This window comes from Falsihalocynthiibacter sp. S25ZX9, assembly GCF_041205405.1.
Classification (GTDB): domain Bacteria; phylum Pseudomonadota; class Alphaproteobacteria; order Rhodobacterales; family Rhodobacteraceae; genus Falsihalocynthiibacter; species Falsihalocynthiibacter arcticus.
Genome location: NZ_JBGFCD010000001.1, coordinates 212,592 through 230,138, shown reverse-complemented (window position 1 = coordinate 230,138; position 17,547 = coordinate 212,592). Strand labels below are relative to the sequence as shown.

Sequence of the window (17,547 nt, the reverse complement as noted above, 5' to 3'; positions counted from 1 at the left end):
TCTTAATGAACATCCCAGTCGTCCTCATTTTCCAACTCCCCCACCGCCGTCCAGTCGACGCGAATGCGTGCAATGCGGGTGTCGCCCCAAGTTTTAAACACAGCGACGAACCCCTCAGTGGACACTTTTTCAGTCGTTAAATCCCCACGTTGATTGGTTGCACTATCAAAATCCCACATGGATATCGAAATTTGAACGACGGGTGGCGTGCGGAAGGCGGTGCTGAAAGAAACCGCCTCGCGATGCTCGCGTTGGCCCTCGCCCGTCCACATATTTCCATCGTGCTGAAAATCCGAAAACAGCACAAGGGAGCCTTGATCAATTCCGAGTTGGTGATTTTGAAAACGCCGCATGAATGTTCCTCAAACTTCTCGGTAGTTTATTGAGAAAAAAGGCCAAGAAAAGGCAAAAGGCCCCACAAATCCTTGCAGGGCCTCTAAAATTCAAAATAAGTTAATTTAAGCCCGTAGGCCAAGCTGGTTCGCCAAAGAAACGATGTCAGCAATCTGTTTTGCAAGAATGTCGATCTGGTCGGCGGGTGCGTTATCGAGAGCCCTTTTGGCGTCGGCAACGATTTCATCGATCATCTCTTGGGTCGCTTCTGATGCGGGCGCGGCTTTTTCGGCCAAAACCGAAGTCGACTTGTCCGAAATTTCGGCAAAGCCACCCGTAACAAGATACTCTTGCGTGCCTGTTTCACTGGCAACTTTTAGGATACCAGGGCGCAGCGTTGTGATCAAAGGCGCGTGGTTTGCCAAAGCTGTGAGATCGCCGTCGGCCGCCGGGATTTGCACCTCGGTTGCTTCATACGATGCCAAGCTACGCTCAGGCGTTACCAGATCAAACTGCAGTTTCTCAGCCATATCGGCCTCCTTCAGAGTTTGTTTGGCGGGCCGGAACCCGCCAAAAACCCGTTACATTAAGCAGCGTCAGCAGCCATTTTCTCAGCTTTTGCAATCACTTCTTCGATGCCGCCAACCATGTAGAAAGCGCCCTCTGGGAGGTGATCGTATTCGCCCGCGACAACAGCTTTAAACGAAGACACAGTATCTTCGAGAGGAACCTGTTTGCCGTCGGCACCGGTGAAGATTTTCGCAACGTCGAAAGGTTGTGACAAGAAGCGTTCAATTTTACGCGCCCGAGCAACGGTTTGCTTATCTTCTTCAGAAAGCTCGTCCATGCCTAGAATCGCGATGATGTCTTGCAGCGATTTATAGCGCTGAAGGATCTGCTGAACCTCTGTCGCAACTTTATAGTGCTCTTCGCCAATAACGAGCGGGTCAAGCAAGCGCGATGTCGAACCAAGAGGATCCACCGCAGGGTAGATGCCTTTTTCAGAGATCGAACGGTCAAGAACCGTTGTCGCATCAAGGTGAGCAAACGACGTGGCTGGCGCAGGGTCAGTCAAGTCATCCGCAGGAACGTACACGGCTTGCACCGACGTAATCGAACCAGCTTTGGTTGATGTAATACGCTCTTGCATCGCGCCCATGTCAGTCGCCAATGTTGGCTGGTAGCCCACAGCGGAAGGAATACGACCCAAAAGTGCCGAAACCTCGGAACCCGCTTGCGTAAAGCGGAAGATGTTGTCCACGAAGAACAGAACATCGGAACCTGTTTCATCACGGAACTGCTCAGCAATTGTGAGGCCTGACAAAGCAACACGCATACGCGCACCGGGAGGCTCGTTCATTTGGCCGTAAACCAGCGCGATTTTCGACTTTTCGAGGTCATCAGGAACGATAACGCCGGATTCGATCATCTCGTGATAAAGGTCATTGCCTTCACGTGTCCGCTCACCAACACCCGCAAATACGGAGAGGCCAGAGTGCACTTTGGCGATGTTGTTGATCAATTCCATGATCAAAACTGTTTTACCAACACCCGCACCACCGAAGAGGCCAATTTTGCCACCTTTAGTGTAAGGCGCGAGCAGGTCGATAACCTTGATGCCTGTTACGAGCATCTCGGAAGACGTCGCCTGCTCATCAAAAGAAGGCGCAGGCTGGTGAATCGCGCGACGCTCTTTCGTTTTGACCGGACCTTTTTCATCAACGGGATCGCCGGTGACGTTCAGGATACGACCAAGTGTTGCGGGGCCAACGGGAACCGAAATCGGCTCGCCAAGGTCCGTCACAGGAGCGCCGCGAACGAGGCCCTCTGTTCCGTCCATCGCAATTGTCCGTACAGTGTTTTCGCCAAGGTGCTGAGCCACTTCAAGGATCAGCTTGTTGCCGTTATTTACTGTCTCAAGAGCGTTCAAAATCTTGGGCAAGTCGCCCTCGAATTTAACGTCTACAACGGCGCCAATCACAGCTGTGATTTTGCCAGTAGCTTTCGCTTTTGCCATTTTGTTTCTCCGGTCCTTTAGAGCGCTTCAGCGCCCGAAATGATTTCGATAAGCTCATTGGTGATGACGGCCTGACGCGAGCGGTTGTACACAATGGTCAGGTCTTCAATCATTTCACCCGCGTTGCGTGTTGCGTTGTCCATTGCAGACATCCGAGCACCTTGCTCAGATGCGCCATTCTCGAGGAGAGCGGCGAAAATCTGTGTGGCCACACCACGCGGCAAGAGATCCGCAAGGATCGCCTCTTCGCTGGGTTCATAATCATAGAGCGTTGATGCTTCGCTCGTTTCTTCAAACGAGGCCGGGATCACCTGTTGTGCTGTTGGCACTTGGGTCACCACGTTTACAAAGCGGCTATAAAAGATCGTTGCGACATCAAATTCACCGACATTAAAGCGGTCAAGAACTTGGGTCGCGATCTTGTGAGCATTGACATAGCCAACACGTTTAACATCGGACAGATCAACGTGGCTGATCATGGAGCCCGCGAAATCGCGTTTGAGCTGGTCACGCCCTTTTTTGCCAACAGTCAAGATTTTGACCGTCTTACCAGCCGCTTGAAGCTCCTGAGCTTTTGCGCGGGCCAGCTTGGCAATAGAAGAGTTGAAACCCCCACAGAGACCGCGTTCAGACGTCATGACCACCAAAAGGTGAACTTGATCTGAACCCGTACCCGTGAGCAGCTTCGGACCGGAGGACGAGCCACCAACCGCCGCAGCTAGGCCACCCAGAACGGAATTCATCCGTTCTGCATAAGGGCGACCAGCTTCTGCAGCATCTTGCGCGCGGCGAAGTTTCGCCGCGGCAACCATCTGCATGGCTTTGGTGATCTTACGTGTCGATTTGACACTTTCGATCCGGTTTTTTAGGTCTTTCAGGTTTGGCATGTATCCAATCCTATCCTAAGGCGAAAATACTAGGCGAAATTAGCAGCGAACTCATCGAGTGCGACACGAATCTTGGCTTCTGCGTCCCCCTTAATTTTGGGGTCCTCATCAGCAATCCATTTCAAGATGTCAGCGTGTTTGCTGTGTAGGTGAGACAAAAGTCCCGCCTCAAAACGTCCCACGTCTTTCACCGCGATTTTGTCCAGATACCCTTTTGTACCCGCCAAGATCAAACAAACGATTTCAGCGTTTGTAAGGGGCGAATACTGAGCCTGCTTCATCAATTCGGTCAGACGCGCACCACGGTTCAGCAATTGCTGAGTTGCAGCATCAAGATCGGAACCAAACTGTGCGAAAGCAGCCATCTCACGGTACTGAGCAAGCTCAAGCTTAACCGGACCAGCAACAGATTTCATCGAGTTTGTTTGAGCGGAAGAGCCAACACGCGAAACCGAAAGACCTGTGTTCACAGCGGGACGGATACCTTGGTAGAACAATTCAGTTTCCAAGAAGATCTGACCGTCGGTGATCGAAATCACGTTGGTTGGAATAAACGCAGAAACGTCGCCACCTTGAGTTTCAATGATCGGCAGCGCCGTCAAAGAACCAGAACCGTTATCTTCGTTTAATTTCGAAGACCGTTCCAAAAGTCTGGAGTGAAGATAGAAAACGTCGCCTGGGTAAGCTTCACGTCCGGGTGGGCGGCGAAGTAAGAGGGACATTTGACGGTAGGACACGGCTTGCTTGGAAAGATCATCATAAACGATCAAAGCGTGGCGGCCATTGTCGCGGAAGAATTCCGCCATCGCAGTCGCAGCATATGGCGCAAGGAACTGCATAGGGGCAGGATCCGAAGCCGTCGCAGCCACAACGATTGTGTATTTGATCGCGCCAGTTTCTTCGAGCTTTTTAACAAGCTGAGCAACTGTGGAGCGCTTTTGACCGATCGCAACGTAAACGCAGTAGAGCTTTTTGCTCTCGTCGTCGCCAGCGGCCTCATTGTAAGATTTTTGGTTCAGGATCGTGTCGAGCGCGATCGCTGTTTTACCTGTTTGACGGTCACCAATGATCAATTCGCGCTGGCCACGGCCAACGGGGATCATCGAGTCAACAGATTTCAAACCAGTCGCCATTGGCTCGTGGACAGACTTACGGGGAATAATGCCCGGAGCCTTGGAGTCCGCAACAGCGCGATTTTTTGTTTTGATCGGGCCTTTGCCGTCGATCGGGTTACCCAGACCGTCAACAACACGTCCGAGCAACTCATCGCCGTAAGGAACGTCCACGATGGAGTTTGTCCGCTTAACGAGGTCACCCTCTTTGATGTCACGGTCAGACCCGAAGATAACAACACCAACGTTGTCAGCTTCAAGGTTCAGAGCCATCCCGACGATACCGCCAGGGAACTCAACCATTTCACCAGCTTGAACATTATCAAGCCCGTACACGCGAGCGATACCATCGCCAACGCTCAATACTCGGCCGACTTCGGCCACTTCGGCGTCTTGGCCAAAGTTTTTGATCTGGTCCTTAAGGATCGCAGAAATTTCGGCAGCTTGGATAGCCATTATCCGACCTCTTTCATTGCGTTCTGGAGGTTAGCGAGCTTAGAGGAGATCGACGTGTCGATCATCTTTGAGCCCATCTTAACGATAAGGCCGCCGATGAGGGATTCATCCACGGCAACATTCACGATGACATCTTTGCCAACTGACGCCTTAAGCGTTTTGGCAAGCGCGTCTGCCTGAGCTTTGGTCAGCTTCTTAGCTGCCGTCACTTCGGCGGTGACTTCCCCCTTCTCATCGGCAATCCGCGTACGCAGAGCCGTGATCAATTGGGGCAGCACGAAAAGGCGACGCTTTTCGGCCATCAGACCCAGCGTGTTAGACACGATAGGCGAGAGTTTCATTGCTTTGGCAATAGCAGTCACAGCGTTGCTTTGCTCGTCACGCGATAACACGGGTGAAGAAATCAAAGTCACAAAATCGTCGCTGTCACTAAGTGCGCTTTCCAACGCGTTACAATCAGCCTCAAGGGCTGGGAGTTTTTTGCCTTCTTTGGCCAAGTCAAAGACGGCCGTGGCATAGCGCGTAGCAATGCCAGAGGAGATCGAAGCTGGTTCGGACACGTCCACCCTTCCGCTAGTCTGGGCCTCCTTCGGTACCCCGCGTTATGCAGGACTTAGTGAGGCAGCCTAAGTAACGCATGTTCACACACGCGTTGAAATCGGCTGTGATGTAGCAGAGCAATTGCCACGTCGCAACACTCTATACGCGTTTGCTCTATATCAATTGGCCCGTGAAACAGGGCTGTGCGCTGACAGCGACAGAAATCTTCGCTTTTTTTCTCACATTGGGACTGTGATTTTTCAGTTTTCCAAGCCCTTTATCTGATTCCATGAATCGGCGCGCTTGACGGTGGCTGCGTCATTTGGCCCCGTACATTCCGAAAAATAGGGGAGAGTCCCGAAAATCCCTTAAATTCCCTCGCCAACAGGTCGCCCTGCGGGCTTTCTGATACCTTCAAAAACCCCCAACGGCCTCTTAAATGCGACAGGCAGGCCGGGACGCGTTGGTGCTTGGATTTGCTTTGTTGCTTCGACGATTAAGACCCCTCCAGCTAAATAGGATGAAATTTTTCGGCCCGTCTTTTCCCAGACAGGCGCGGTTCTGAGCCAAAAACGTTTGCTTGAGGGGGGGGCAAAGAGGGCCGCCCTGTGTCGCTCAGGTAGAAAGTGATGCATTTTGAGTTGTGATTCGAGCTGCATCAACGAATAGGGACGCCCAAACCCAAAAGGCGTGCGATCACTACGAGACCAAAGGCCCGCGCGATTGGGCACGATAAAGAGCGCCTTGCCCCCGGGCCCCAAAACGCGAAAGCACTCCTCAAGCAATGCGGTCGGATGCTCGCTGGTTTCAAGCCCGTGAAGGAGAACGAGCTTGTCGACCGACCCTGTATCTAGCGGCCAGTTCACTTCTTCGCTTAGAACCGAGACGTTCTTTTGCCCTGCAGGCCAAGGCATAACCCCCTGCGGTCCCGGCATAAGTCCGACAATGCGCCGCGCATCGCCCAAGTAGGGTCGCAAAAGAGGCACCGCAAAACCATAGCCCACCACTGTCTGTCCTTTGGCCTCAGGCCAAAATTCAACCACCTGATCGCGAATTGCCTTTTGGGCCGCCCGCCCCAAAGCGCTTCGGTAGTAAAAAGTTTTCAGGTCGCGCACATCAAGGTGCATATCTTTTCCCCTAGGAACGACGGCCAAAATCGGCAAAGCTAACGTAAACCATATCAAAGCGAGCACAAAACGCCATGCCCCTCGAGATTGTCACGATCCCTTGCTTGAAAGATAACTACGCTTATTTAATTCACAATAGCGAAACTGGCGAGACCGCTTTAGTGGACATTCCGGAGGCTGCGCCCATTGAGGCTGTGCTCGCTCAAAAGGGATGGACGCTGACGGATGTTCTGATCACGCATCATCATTGGGACCATATTGACGGGCTTGAGGCACTTTCTGTCGGGAAGGCGCGCATTATCGGCGCCAAAGCCGACGCTCACCGCCTGCCCCCACTCACCTTGGCGGTCGAGGACAGCAGTGTCTTAACGATATGCGGCGAAAGCGTGCAGATTCTCGATGTGTCCGGGCATACAATCGGACATATAGCGTTTTATTTTCGCAAGACCGGCGCGATATTTACCGCCGACAGCCTGATGGTGATGGGATGTGGGCGTTTGTTTGAAGGGTCGCCGGAAATGATGCTCGGCTCCATGGAAAAGTTTGCCAAAATGCCAGATACGACTCTTCTTTATTCGGGACACGAATATACCGCCCACAATGCAAATTTCGCACAAACGGTTGATCCCGAAAACACTGCCCTGATCACCCGTATCACCGAGATTTCAGCGGCGCGGGACGCGGGATTGCCCACGATTCCCTCAACTTTGGGTCAAGAACGTGCGACCAATCCATTTTTACGATATGAAGACGCCCACATTCGCGCTACGCTCAACTTACAGGAGGCCTCGAACGTCGAGGTTTTCGCCGAACTCCGTACGCGGAGAAACGGTTTCTAGGTCCCAACCCGGTGCTTACTACCCCTGCGGTGACCTCAACTTACGACTCGCGCTTGTGCGAGGCCAAACTTGTTGTCCCCGATGAAATCGAAAAAAGGTGATGTGATATCAAAAATCACGCTTTTTCTTAGCTGAAAGGTAACAACTCGGTGTGAAACTGAGAAATATTCGGGAAGTTTGGTGTTTGCTCTTGAAGACTGCGTCAGAAAACCGAAATCTATAAGAACAGGACACCGATACTGGTGTTTGCAATCTCAAAGAAAGGAAAGTGGAATGCCCTCATTTTCCAATACGCTCGAAGCCGCGATCCACAGCGCTCTTGGTTTAGCAAACGAACGTAAGCACGAATTAGCGACATTGGAGCATTTGCTCCTTGCGCTTCTTGATGAGCCTGACGCCATTCAGGTGATGCGCGCCTGTAATGTTGACCTCGATATACTGCGCGCCACATTGCTTGAATTCATCGAAGACGACCTCTCTTCGTTAGAAACAAGCGTCGAAGGCTCCGAAGCCGTCCCAACGGCGGCCTTCCAACGCGTCATTCAGCGCGCGGCCATCCATGTTCAATCTTCGGGTCGCACCGAAGTGACAGGGGCCAATGTCCTTGTTGCGATTTTCGCCGAGCGCGAATCTAATGCGGCCTACTTCCTCCAAGAACAAGACATGACTCGCTATGACGCCGTAAATTACATCGCGCATGGTGTGGCTAAAAACCCCTCCTACGGCGAAGCACGGCCCGTTACTGGCTCCCCTGAGACCGATGAGGACATCCCGCTCGCAGAGGAAGGCGATTCCAAAGACAGCGCACTTGCCAAATATTGTGTCGACTTGAATGCGAAAGCAGCCAAGGGCGAAGTCGACCCTCTGATTGGTCGTGCTCATGAAGTCGAACGTTGCATTCAAGTATTGTGCCGTCGTCGCAAGAACAACCCGCTTTTGGTGGGCGATCCTGGCGTGGGTAAAACAGCGATTGCAGAAGGTTTGGCCCGCAAGATTGTCAAAGGCGAAACGCCCACAGTTTTAGCGAATGCTACTATTTATTCGCTCGACATGGGCGCGCTCTTGGCCGGCACTCGCTACCGCGGCGACTTTGAAGAACGCCTCAAAGCCGTCATGACCGAAATGGAAAACCATCCAGACGCAATTCTATTCATCGATGAAATCCACACAATCATCGGGGCTGGAGCGACGTCTGGTGGCGCTATGGACGCGAGCAATTTGCTTAAACCTGCGTTGCAGGGCGGAAAATTGCGCTGCATGGGGTCAACCACCTTCAAAGAGTTCCGTCAACACTTTGATAAGGACCGCGCGCTTTCACGCCGGTTCCAAAAGATCGACGTAAACGAGCCAACAGTTCCAGATGCGATCAAAATCTTACAAGGGTTGAAGCCCTATTTTGAAGAACATCACGATGTGCGCTTCACCTCGGACGCGATCAAAACTGCAGTCGAACTTTCGTCGCGCTACATGGCCGATCGCAAGCTTCCGGACAAAGCAATCGACGTGATCGATGAAGCGGGTGCCGCACAGCATCTGATTCCAGAAAGTCGTCGTCGCAAAACTATTGGCGTCAAGGAAATCGAAGCGGTTGTCGCAAAAATTGCCCGCATTCCCGCCAAGAATGTGTCCAAAGATGACGCCGAAATTCTGCGCGATCTTGAAAAGGGACTAAAACGGGTTGTCTTTGGCCAAGATCCAGCCATCGAAACGCTCGCGTCCGCGATTAAATTGTCTCGGGCGGGACTGCGCGAACCCGACAAGCCCATCGGGAACTATCTGTTTTCGGGACCTACGGGTGTAGGTAAAACCGAAGTTGCCAACCAACTTGCGGATATCCTTGGTGTTGAACTCCTTCGGTTCGACATGTCCGAATATATGGAGAAACATGCGGTTTCCCGTCTAATCGGCGCCCCTCCCGGATATGTCGGTTTCGATCAAGGCGGCATGCTCACGGATGGCGTAGACCAACATCCACATTGCGTCCTGCTTCTCGATGAAATCGAGAAGGCGCATCCGGATGTCTTCAACATCCTGCTTCAAGTGATGGACCACGGCAAACTGACTGACCACAACGGGCGCGCGGTGGATTTCCGCAACGTGATCCTGATCATGACGTCAAATGCGGGGGCCGCTGATCAAGCCAAAGCTGCCATTGGATTTGGCCGAGACCGACGAGAAGGCGAGGATACCGCTGCGATTGAACGCATGTTCACTCCAGAATTCCGTAACCGTCTTGATGCCATCGTCAGCTTTGCGCCGTTGGGCAAAGAGATCATCCTGCAAGTGGTCGAAAAATTCGTTCTACAACTTGAGGCCCAACTCTTGGATCGAAACGTTGCAATCGAACTAACGCGCCCTGCTGCAGAATGGCTCGCCGAAGCTGGCTATGACGACAAAATGGGAGCACGACCACTTGGTCGCGTGATTCAAGAGCATATCAAGAAACCCTTGGCCGAGGAATTGCTCTTTGGAAAGCTGGTCAAAGGTGGTTTGGTGAAAGTCGGAATTAAAAATGGAAAAATTGATCTTCAGGTTTTCAAGCCCGAAGCCCCTAAACTTTCCTCTAAAAAGCCTCCGCTTCTTACAGCAGAATAATGCAGTCCTTTAAAGGTTAATTCTCTAATCCTCAGCCATCCCCGTGATGGTTGAGGAGCAGTTTTTATAATTTTTGCGTAGCTTGGACTAGTTGCGTTTACATTCCAGACTCCCAACGCCTTGTGCGGCCTTTCATTCGAAAGCCAATGGGCTTTTACCGCCCAGTGCAGCGTACTGTCTTCTTGGGGTTTAGAAATGAAAGATTGCGCCTTCAGCGTGCCGTCTGGTTTCCCAGCGTTTGAACCAAATCATTCTGGCTTGAGCTATTTGAAGAACGTCTCAACCGTGGATTTCCCATTACAATTGCCTTTGCCACTCATCAACTCCCCTTTCTCGCATGCTTACCTGCACGGGAGGGGAGACTTCGAAGCCATGCATTTTGGCAGCCATTTCTGATAATCTGGTGTGGATGCCTCGTTTTATGCAAGAGATATTCCGACGGTTTGAACATGTTATCGGGTACGGTAATGTGTCAGACCTCAGTTTGCGGCGTTTCGCATGCCGCGGGCCAGTATAGTGATGCGGAGATTAGGTGCGAATCAATACTGCGAATTCGATACTCTTAGCTCCACACTGGTTTTCCATGCTTTGATCTAGTCGATCATTTGTTCTTACGGTCTCGGTGTCTTTCTCACATCTGCTCAAGTCATGTGTCCTTTAGCTGCTTGTTTCTTTTACCGCCCATCGGATCTTGGCCATTGCACTGAAAGGGCCAAGGCCCGCTGCCGTTTGCAGCCATATCGTTTTTGGATCAGATTGAAGTTGTCCGGCAAATTCGGACAGTGTGCTAAGGTGTATCCAACAACGCCGATAGGATACAAAAATGACGAAAAGACGCAGTTTTTCGGACAAGTTCAAAGCTACGGTGGCGCTTGAGGCGCTGCATGGAGACAGGACGGCGCAATAGATGGCCTGACTAGGGGCGTTCTCGGACAAGATCAAGAAAGCGGAAGAAAATGAGGCCGAGGTCAAAGAACTTCATGCGAAGATCGGGAAGCTGGCGGTCGAAAATGATTTTTTTCACAAAGACTGAAGCGATGAGCCCGAGTGAACGCTGAGAAATGATCAACCGAGACCGCACAGATTTGAGCCTGACAAAGCAGCGCAAGCTGCTAAAAGTCAGCCGGTCATCCCTGTATTATGCCCCAGTCGGGGTGAATGCAGCGACATTGGAGCTGAAGAATGAAATCGACCGCGTGTTCACGAAATATCCGTTCTTCGGCAACCGGCAGATCGCGGCCTACTTGCCGAGAAATGGGTTCCATTCGGGTCGCCATCGCGTGCGGCGGCTGATGGGTTTGATGGGGCTGCAAGCGATCGATAAAGGGCCAATTACCAGCAAAAAGCACCCTCAACACCGGATTTATCCCTTTCTGCTACGGAAGTTAGAAATCACGCGGCCGAACCACGTTCTCCTCTCGGGCATGTAAACATGCTGCCGGGCGACGGGTGCAGCTACATCACTTACATTCCAGTGCGGCGTGGGTTCTTGTATCTGGTGGCGATTATGGATTGGGCGACACGCAAGGTGCTGGCTTGGGGGGTGTCGAACACGTTGGATGCCCGCTTTTGTGTTGACGCTTTGAACGAGGCCATCGCAAAATACGGCAAGCCCGAGATCATGAATACCGACCAAGGATCGCAGTTCACGGGGTCCGTCTGGGTCACAACCTTGACCGATGCTGACGTCAAAATCTCGATGGACGTACGGGGATGTTATCTCGACAATATCTTCATCGAACGGCTGTGGCGGTCGCTCAAACAGGAGGCCATATATCAGCACGAATTGCAGGACGGTTTCCAAGCCAAACGCGTGATCAAAGATTGGATTGGTTTCTACAACTCCGAGCGGCCTCATACGGTCCTCGACAAACGATCACCAAACGACACATTCTTCGACACAGAACGAACCCATAAGGCCCCATGAGACCGACCAGATTAAATCTTAGCTGAGCCGCAAACCTGTCCTAAAAATCAGGACCACTTCAGATTTTCGACTCATCCTTCAGGCGTCGCTTGATAACGATAATTCTATCGATGCTGGTACTGAGTTGATTCAGATGTACAGGCAATCCCCCCCAAATAGTTGTGTTCAAAAGTAGAATTTTCTCGGCAAGATATCTAAGGAGATTTTTGATGAAGACAGCTATATTTAGCAACCTACAGATCGTGGCCATGATAAAATAGAACCGGCCACTCTAGAAGATATATGCCGAGATGAGCATGCAGAACGACTTGCTGAGTGGATGAAAGCATGAATGCCATGCGCTCGAGTGGGTGTCGAACTTGGGAAAAAAGGTGCTGAAGTCATCTCGAAGACGGGAGATGGCGATGAATGGGATCAGTTTTGCGCTGGCCTGCCGAGAATTCCAGATAAGCGAAACCTGTTAGCGGTACTGCACGGGTCTGGTCTTATCACGTTAACGTTCGGGTCATTCAGTTTATTTAGACAGCTTTTCGTTCGAAGGCCAAGGGGATTTTGCCACCTAACGACGAATGTTGTCGCCGTGGATTGTAGAACCCATTGATATACTGGAATATATCCCCTTGGCCTATGTGTCTGCTTTCCCAACAGTTTCGGCAGATCAGCTCTGCCTTGAGTGATTTGAAGAACGTTTCAACCAAGGAATTGTCCATTGCCCGGCAGGATTGCGCGCAGCATGGTCCCCAGATCATATCCTAAACGCCTCGACCTGAACACTTCCCTCTCCTCGCTCAACAAGTGGACTTCCTAACGAAGGCGTTCGGTCTTTTTCTCGACGCCTTCCTGTGGTCCGGGCATTTGAACATCGTCCTAGTACTTTTGAGCCACTTGTTCAGGGTCGAAAGACTTACGCCCAAATCAGATAAAACTTGAGGCCGCGTTAGGCCGCTGGTCGTTGCGATACACACAGCATCACGGCGAAACTCGTCTGTGTCTCGTCGCTAGTCGCAGGCAAACCCAGTACGAACGAGACCGTAATTAGACCGTGACAAGACCAAATCTGCAATGAAAGGAATACGACAATTGGCTTCACACTTTAGTATCTCTAGATTTCGAGAGCTCAGTTTTCTGGGCATGTGCCTCACTGTAAAATAACGGAAGAAAATGTCGTGGTACATGTCGTCGGCCCTGTGAAACAAGTTGCCCTGATTGTTTTTGTCACCTTTCTAGCAGTGTCGCGCTTCCACATCTGCACTTTGACTACACCAAAACGGCAACGCTAAAGGAAACATGCGGGGTGGCGCCTCAAATTGGAAAACAACACCGTCAGAACTTGCGGTGTCAGGCAGGGCAGAAATGCAGGAGGACAGATAGTCTCTACAAATACTACACATGACCAGCGTGCAGTTGAGTCGCCAGAAATCGTATAAAGCCCCTAGAAAAGTGCAGTACCCGCGCAATCTAGCGGGATCAAACTCAGCAGTCATTATTCCAAGCGGTGAAACAAACTCGGTCCTTAAATATTCGCAAGTACATGCGGGCTTTTCGATGGCTCCCAAAACACCCCAAGGCGGCCAGTCTTTTAGGTAGTTTTTTCTCCGAAACCCGCGAGAAAGGGATGCATCTTTATTTGATATCATGTTTTGCGGCCAAGCCAATTTGCGGAAGATCCTAGCCCGTGCCTGCAGCGTCGGAAAGTTGACAGAGGCCAACGCCGAAAAATGGCATACAGGAAAACACCCAAACCGCGATACTGTTCAGTGGGGTAACAAAAATCTAGATCGAGGGAAGCTCGTTTTGAACCTCACCTATTTCTCGGTAAATTTGAGTTCAATTCGCCGATTTTGTGCGCGGGCTTCAGGCGTGTCATCAGTGTTGACAGGTTGGTATTCGCCGAACCCATTTGCCGCGAGACGGCTGGGCGGAATATCCAATGCGTCGACCAAGTAACGTACCACAGATAAGGCGCGTCCTTGTGACAACTCCCAATTATCGCTGTATTTCCCGTTGCTCAAAAGGGGTGTGTCATCCGTGTGGCCATCCACGCGTATAACCCAATCGATTTCCGGGGGAATCTGATCGACGACGGACCTCAAGATCGCCGCGACTTTCGCAACCTCGCCCTTGCCTTCCTCAGAAAGTTCGACTGCGCCAGTTTCAAACAAAACCTCGGAAGAGAATACAAACCGGTCGCCGTCGATACGCATTCCTTCCTGCGTACCCAAAAGATCGCGCAGTCGACCAAAAAACTCCGAACGGTATCGTGCCAAATTTTTTGTTTCGGCCTTGAGAATTTCCGCTTCGGCCTCGAGTCGCTTGCGCTCCGCCTCTTCAAGAGCGCGGCGTTTTTTCTCTTCGCTCGCCACACGGGCAAGGGCTTGATTGAGTTGTGAGCCTAAGGCCTGAAGCTGTATTTTGGACTCGCCATCAATTGCCGCGGAAGCATCCAACACGCTTTGCAACGAACCTAATTGAGCGCGCAACTGCGTAACCTGCTCATTCAAAACAGCCATTTTTCTCTGACTTTCGGCGGATTCAGCTTCCTTCGCCGAAAGCCGATCATTCGCAACTTTGAGCAATGCGCTGCGCTGTTCGGCTTCTGTCATGATTGTGTTGAGGTTTGCATCAACTTCGCTTTTTGCGGCTAATGCCGCCAAAAGGCGTTTTTGCATATCGTCTTCATCCGCGCCCGATTGAGCCAACTTCTCCTGCAGGAGCGCCAAAGAAGCCTCTGCATTGGCCAGTTTTGCTTTGGTATTCTCTAGGGTGTCATCAGAGTTTTGGCCCGCCAACAAAGCCGCAGCCAATTGAGTTTCCAACGTTTGCGCTGCCGCCCCCTGCGCGCTCAAGCCTTTATCGGCGAGAATTTTTGCGGCCAGCGCTGCCGCTAAACGTTCATCCAAATCGCCACGCGCATCATTTGCGGCGGCAAGCAATGTGAGCGTATCCTCGGCCTCTTGCCGCTTTGCCTCAAGAGCCAAACTCATCGCGGTTATCTCATCGTCGGCATTCGCCAATCGATCCCGCAACGCTTGGGCCGCGGCCGCTTCCGCCAAACGCGCGGCTTCTTCCTCGGACAATGCTGTCGCTGCAGTATCAAGTCTGAGTCGCAAAGCCTCGGCCGTGGCTAATTCCGCAAGCCTTGCAGCTTCCACTGCGTCCAGCTTGGATTGGGTTTCCAAAAGCCCGCCCGACAACCCTGCATTCAAGGTTTCTTGCTCCGTAAGCCGTGCCAAAGTTTGTGCTAAACTCGTTTTTTCGCGCGCGCTTTCAACTTGTAGATCCGCGATAAGCGCCTCTAGAGCCTCGCGCTTTGCAGCGGCAAGTCTGGCGGCCTCCGCCCCTTGATCGACTTCTTCACGAACACTCGCGAGTGCCAATTGCAACGCTTCCTGTTCGGAAATCAGCCGTGCTTTCTCTTGCTCGGCTTCACTCAATGTTGTTGCCAACGCCGTGCCATCCGCCAGAGCCTTGTTCCGTTGCGCCAACAACGTCGCAACTTGCGCCTCAAAGCTGGCAATTGCGGCCTTGCGCGCAGAAATTTCCACCGATTGCGCATCATTTTGCACTGTCAAAGACGCGATCATACTCGCTTGAATATCTGCCGCATCGCGGGCATCGAGCAGGTTTGAAGAAAGTCGAACGACTTCACTTTGCAATTGTTGGTTGGTTGTTTGCTCAAGACCCAAGGCTTCCGCAAGACTTAGAACCTGCGACGTGAGTTCATCAAGTTCTGTCTCCTGTCCAGAAATTGTCTCGCGCAGGACCGATTGAACCACCATGAAAATGGTGAGGACAAACATTAACACAAGCAAGAGGGCCGTCATCGCATCCACGAAACCGGGCCAGATCGACCCTTGAAAACGTTGCCCTGTGCGCCGACTTAAGGCCACAACCTACCCCTCTTGTGACGGCGCCGTCGCCGCCCGAATTACATTGGTCAAACCTGCAATATCCGTGCGTAAATCCGAAATCGACTCCTGACGACCTGCGCTTATTTCCTCAAGGATACGCAGCAATTGAACGTCGATTGAGCGCAAACGCATCCGGCTTTCCGCATCGGAATTCCCTCCACCAGACCCCACCTCGTCCTCATTAGATTGTAGGGTTTCGATCAACCGCTCTTGCCCCTGCAGCATACGCTCAATTGCCGAATTTTCTGGGCCGCGCTCTATGTTCCTCGCAAGACTTTCAACTGCCGTGGTTAGGGTGCCAATCCGCTCATCTACAAGGGTGCGGTTTGCCTCGGATTGTGTGAACATTGCGCGCATCGCTTCCATATGGTCAGCCATATGTTCAAACACAACCGCGGTATGGCCTGCGTCGCCGCCGCTCTCGCTTTCTCCTGAAGAAAAACCAAGCCGAGTAATCGTTGAAAGCCACTCTTCCAACTCGCGATAAAAGCGATTTTGACCGTGGCCAGCAAAAAGCTCCAAAAGCCCAACAACAAGAGAGCCCGCGAGCCCCAAAAGCGAACTCGAGAACGCCGTCCCCATGCCGCCAAGCTGGGCCTCAAGCCCCTTCATAAGTTTTTCAAAAACCTTAACGCCCGTATCGCCTTCCTGTGGCGCGAGGGATCGGATGGTGTCGACTACGGCAGGAACCGTGGTGGCCAAGCCGTAAAACGTTCCTAAAAGTCCCAGAAAAATCAAAAGGTTAACGATATAACGCGTTATGTCCCGCGCCTCATCAATGCGGGTTGCAACGGAGTCTAGAATGGAACTGCTTGATGTCGAACTAATCTGCATCCGCGCGCCGCGTGATCGTAAAAGTGCCGCAAGGGGCGCGAGCAAACGCGGCGGCGTCACAATCTCGTGCCCGGCACGGTTGACCACGAAACCTTCGATCCAATTCACAGAGCTATAGAGCTGAATGACTTGCCAAAAGCATGCCAAGACCCCGATGAAGAACACAAAGCAAATGAACCCGTTTAGCCACAAATTCGCGAGGAAAAGCGGCAATATGCGTGGTAACGCAAACCATGCCCCAACCATCATGATGGCCAGAACCACACTCATAAGAGTAATTTGGCGGGTAGGCAGGGTAAATTCCGGCTCGGCCTCGCGATCTATAAAGTCCATTTGGACATCCTGACGCTGTTTTTGTTGTGTTTAGAGTAAGGGCAAGCTGCCTGATTTACTAGAAATTTATCAATAATCACTCGATTCGCCGTCCCCTTTGTCAACCTGTGCTACCAACCATTCCATATCCGCGTCAACGATCCCTAATTCACGCAAATGCTCGGCAGTATTTTTCAGGTATTCCACGTTGGGGCCCATTACCCCGTGCGAACGCGCGATCACTTGCGCTTGTTTTTGCAAATCAATCCCACCACAATACTGGTTGTTCTCGCGGTTGATAACGTAGGTCACGGCGGTTACGCGCCGCCCATCGTCAAGGTCCATCGGTAATTCGACTTCAAGATAGGCCGAAGAAATCAACTCCCGTTCCCGCAGGTATTCAAGGGCATCGGCCGCGTCTTGTGCGGCAACCTCAAACCCTAACCCAAGGCAACTGGAAGCCTCGTCCCGATCCAAAGCCAGCACAAGTCCAGGGCTCTCAACAGTTCCTCGATAGTGAATGGACCACATGCAAAAACTGCGCTGGTACCCCGAGAGTCGGGCGACTTGGCGGTTTTTGTACTTAAAACCAGGCCTCCACATCAGAGAGCCATAGCCAAAAACCCAAAGGGGCGTGTCCGTCATTGCACTGGTCCT

The 17,547-nt window shown here is 51.9% G+C and carries 12 protein-coding genes and 3 pseudogenes; 4 read left to right on the top strand and 11 right to left on the bottom strand.

All coding sequences use genetic code 11. The annotated features are described in order from the left end of the window. Positions 1 to 2: 2 nt before the first annotated feature. The 7 genes from AB9F29_RS01030 to AB9F29_RS01000 form a co-directional block, all read right to left on the bottom strand. Positions 3 to 353, bottom strand: a complete 351-nt coding sequence (locus AB9F29_RS01030) for an H-type lectin domain-containing protein (protein WP_039004399.1) — start codon at positions 351 to 353, stop codon at positions 3 to 5. A gap of 105 nt (positions 354 to 458) precedes the next feature. After that, entirely contained in the window at positions 459 to 863 is a 405-nt protein-coding gene (locus AB9F29_RS01025; RefSeq protein ID WP_039004400.1) for a F0F1 ATP synthase subunit epsilon, read from the bottom strand. 56 nt (positions 864 to 919) lie between these two features. Continuing rightward, the gene (gene atpD / locus AB9F29_RS01020) at positions 920 to 2,350 is read right to left on the bottom strand and encodes a F0F1 ATP synthase subunit beta (RefSeq protein ID WP_335586078.1); all 1,431 of its coding nucleotides are present in this window, start codon (positions 2,348 to 2,350) and stop codon (positions 920 to 922) included. A 17-nt stretch (positions 2,351 to 2,367) separates the two neighbouring features. Then, entirely contained in the window at positions 2,368 to 3,237 is an 870-nt protein-coding gene (locus tag AB9F29_RS01015) for a F0F1 ATP synthase subunit gamma (protein ID WP_039004402.1), read from the bottom strand. 29 nt (positions 3,238 to 3,266) lie between these two features. After that, positions 3,267 to 4,805: a F0F1 ATP synthase subunit alpha gene (gene atpA / locus AB9F29_RS01010; RefSeq protein WP_039004403.1), complete on the bottom strand. Its 1,539-nt coding sequence runs from the start codon at positions 4,803 to 4,805 to the stop codon at positions 3,267 to 3,269. After that, positions 4,805 to 5,365 carry a F0F1 ATP synthase subunit delta gene (locus tag AB9F29_RS01005; protein ID WP_039004539.1) on the bottom strand — a complete coding sequence of 187 codons (561 nt, stop codon included), beginning with the start codon at positions 5,363 to 5,365 and terminating at the stop codon, positions 4,805 to 4,807. The genes atpA and AB9F29_RS01005 overlap by 1 nt, the downstream gene beginning before the upstream one ends. 348 nt (positions 5,366 to 5,713) lie before the next feature. After that, positions 5,714 to 6,472, bottom strand: a complete 759-nt coding sequence (locus tag AB9F29_RS01000) for a class I SAM-dependent methyltransferase (RefSeq protein ID WP_369754298.1) — start codon at positions 6,470 to 6,472, stop codon at positions 5,714 to 5,716. 74 nt (positions 6,473 to 6,546) lie between these two features. On the opposite strand from AB9F29_RS01000, the gene gloB reads away from it, so the two are divergent. From gloB to AB9F29_RS00980, 4 genes and pseudogenes are all read left to right on the top strand, one after another. Then, on the top strand, positions 6,547 to 7,311 hold the full coding sequence (gene gloB, locus AB9F29_RS00995) for a hydroxyacylglutathione hydrolase (RefSeq protein WP_369754297.1): 765 nt from the start codon (positions 6,547 to 6,549) through the stop codon (positions 7,309 to 7,311). A gap of 273 nt (positions 7,312 to 7,584) precedes the next feature. Further along, a complete protein-coding gene (gene clpA / locus AB9F29_RS00990) occupies positions 7,585 to 9,906 on the top strand; it encodes an ATP-dependent Clp protease ATP-binding subunit ClpA (RefSeq protein WP_369754296.1) in 2,322 nt (773 codons plus the stop codon). Positions 9,907 to 10,729: 823 nt separating this feature from the next. After that, a pseudogene (locus AB9F29_RS00985) lies at positions 10,730 to 11,833 on the top strand (IS3 family transposase). A gap of 275 nt (positions 11,834 to 12,108) precedes the next feature. Continuing rightward, positions 12,109 to 12,294 (top strand): annotated as a pseudogene (locus AB9F29_RS00980) (hypothetical protein); the annotation flags it as partial. A 57-nt stretch (positions 12,295 to 12,351) separates the two neighbouring features. Here the strand turns inward: AB9F29_RS00980 and AB9F29_RS00975 are convergent. The 4 genes and pseudogenes from AB9F29_RS00975 to AB9F29_RS00960 all read right to left on the bottom strand — a co-directional run. Continuing rightward, positions 12,352 to 12,540 (bottom strand): annotated as a pseudogene (locus tag AB9F29_RS00975) (IS3 family transposase); the annotation flags it as partial. 1,098 nt (positions 12,541 to 13,638) lie between these two features. Beyond that, on the bottom strand, positions 13,639 to 15,723 hold the full coding sequence (locus AB9F29_RS00970; RefSeq protein WP_369754295.1) for a peptidoglycan -binding protein: 2,085 nt from the start codon (positions 15,721 to 15,723) through the stop codon (positions 13,639 to 13,641). Positions 15,724 to 15,726: 3 nt separating this feature from the next. Continuing rightward, positions 15,727 to 16,911 (bottom strand): biopolymer transporter ExbB, encoded by a 1,185-nt coding sequence (locus tag AB9F29_RS00965; RefSeq protein ID WP_369754294.1) that lies wholly within the window; start codon positions 16,909 to 16,911, stop codon positions 15,727 to 15,729. A 69-nt stretch (positions 16,912 to 16,980) separates the two neighbouring features. Continuing rightward, positions 16,981 to 17,535, bottom strand: a complete 555-nt coding sequence (locus AB9F29_RS00960) for a gamma-glutamylcyclotransferase (protein WP_369754293.1) — start codon at positions 17,533 to 17,535, stop codon at positions 16,981 to 16,983. Between the last annotated feature and the right edge of the window lie 12 nt (positions 17,536 to 17,547).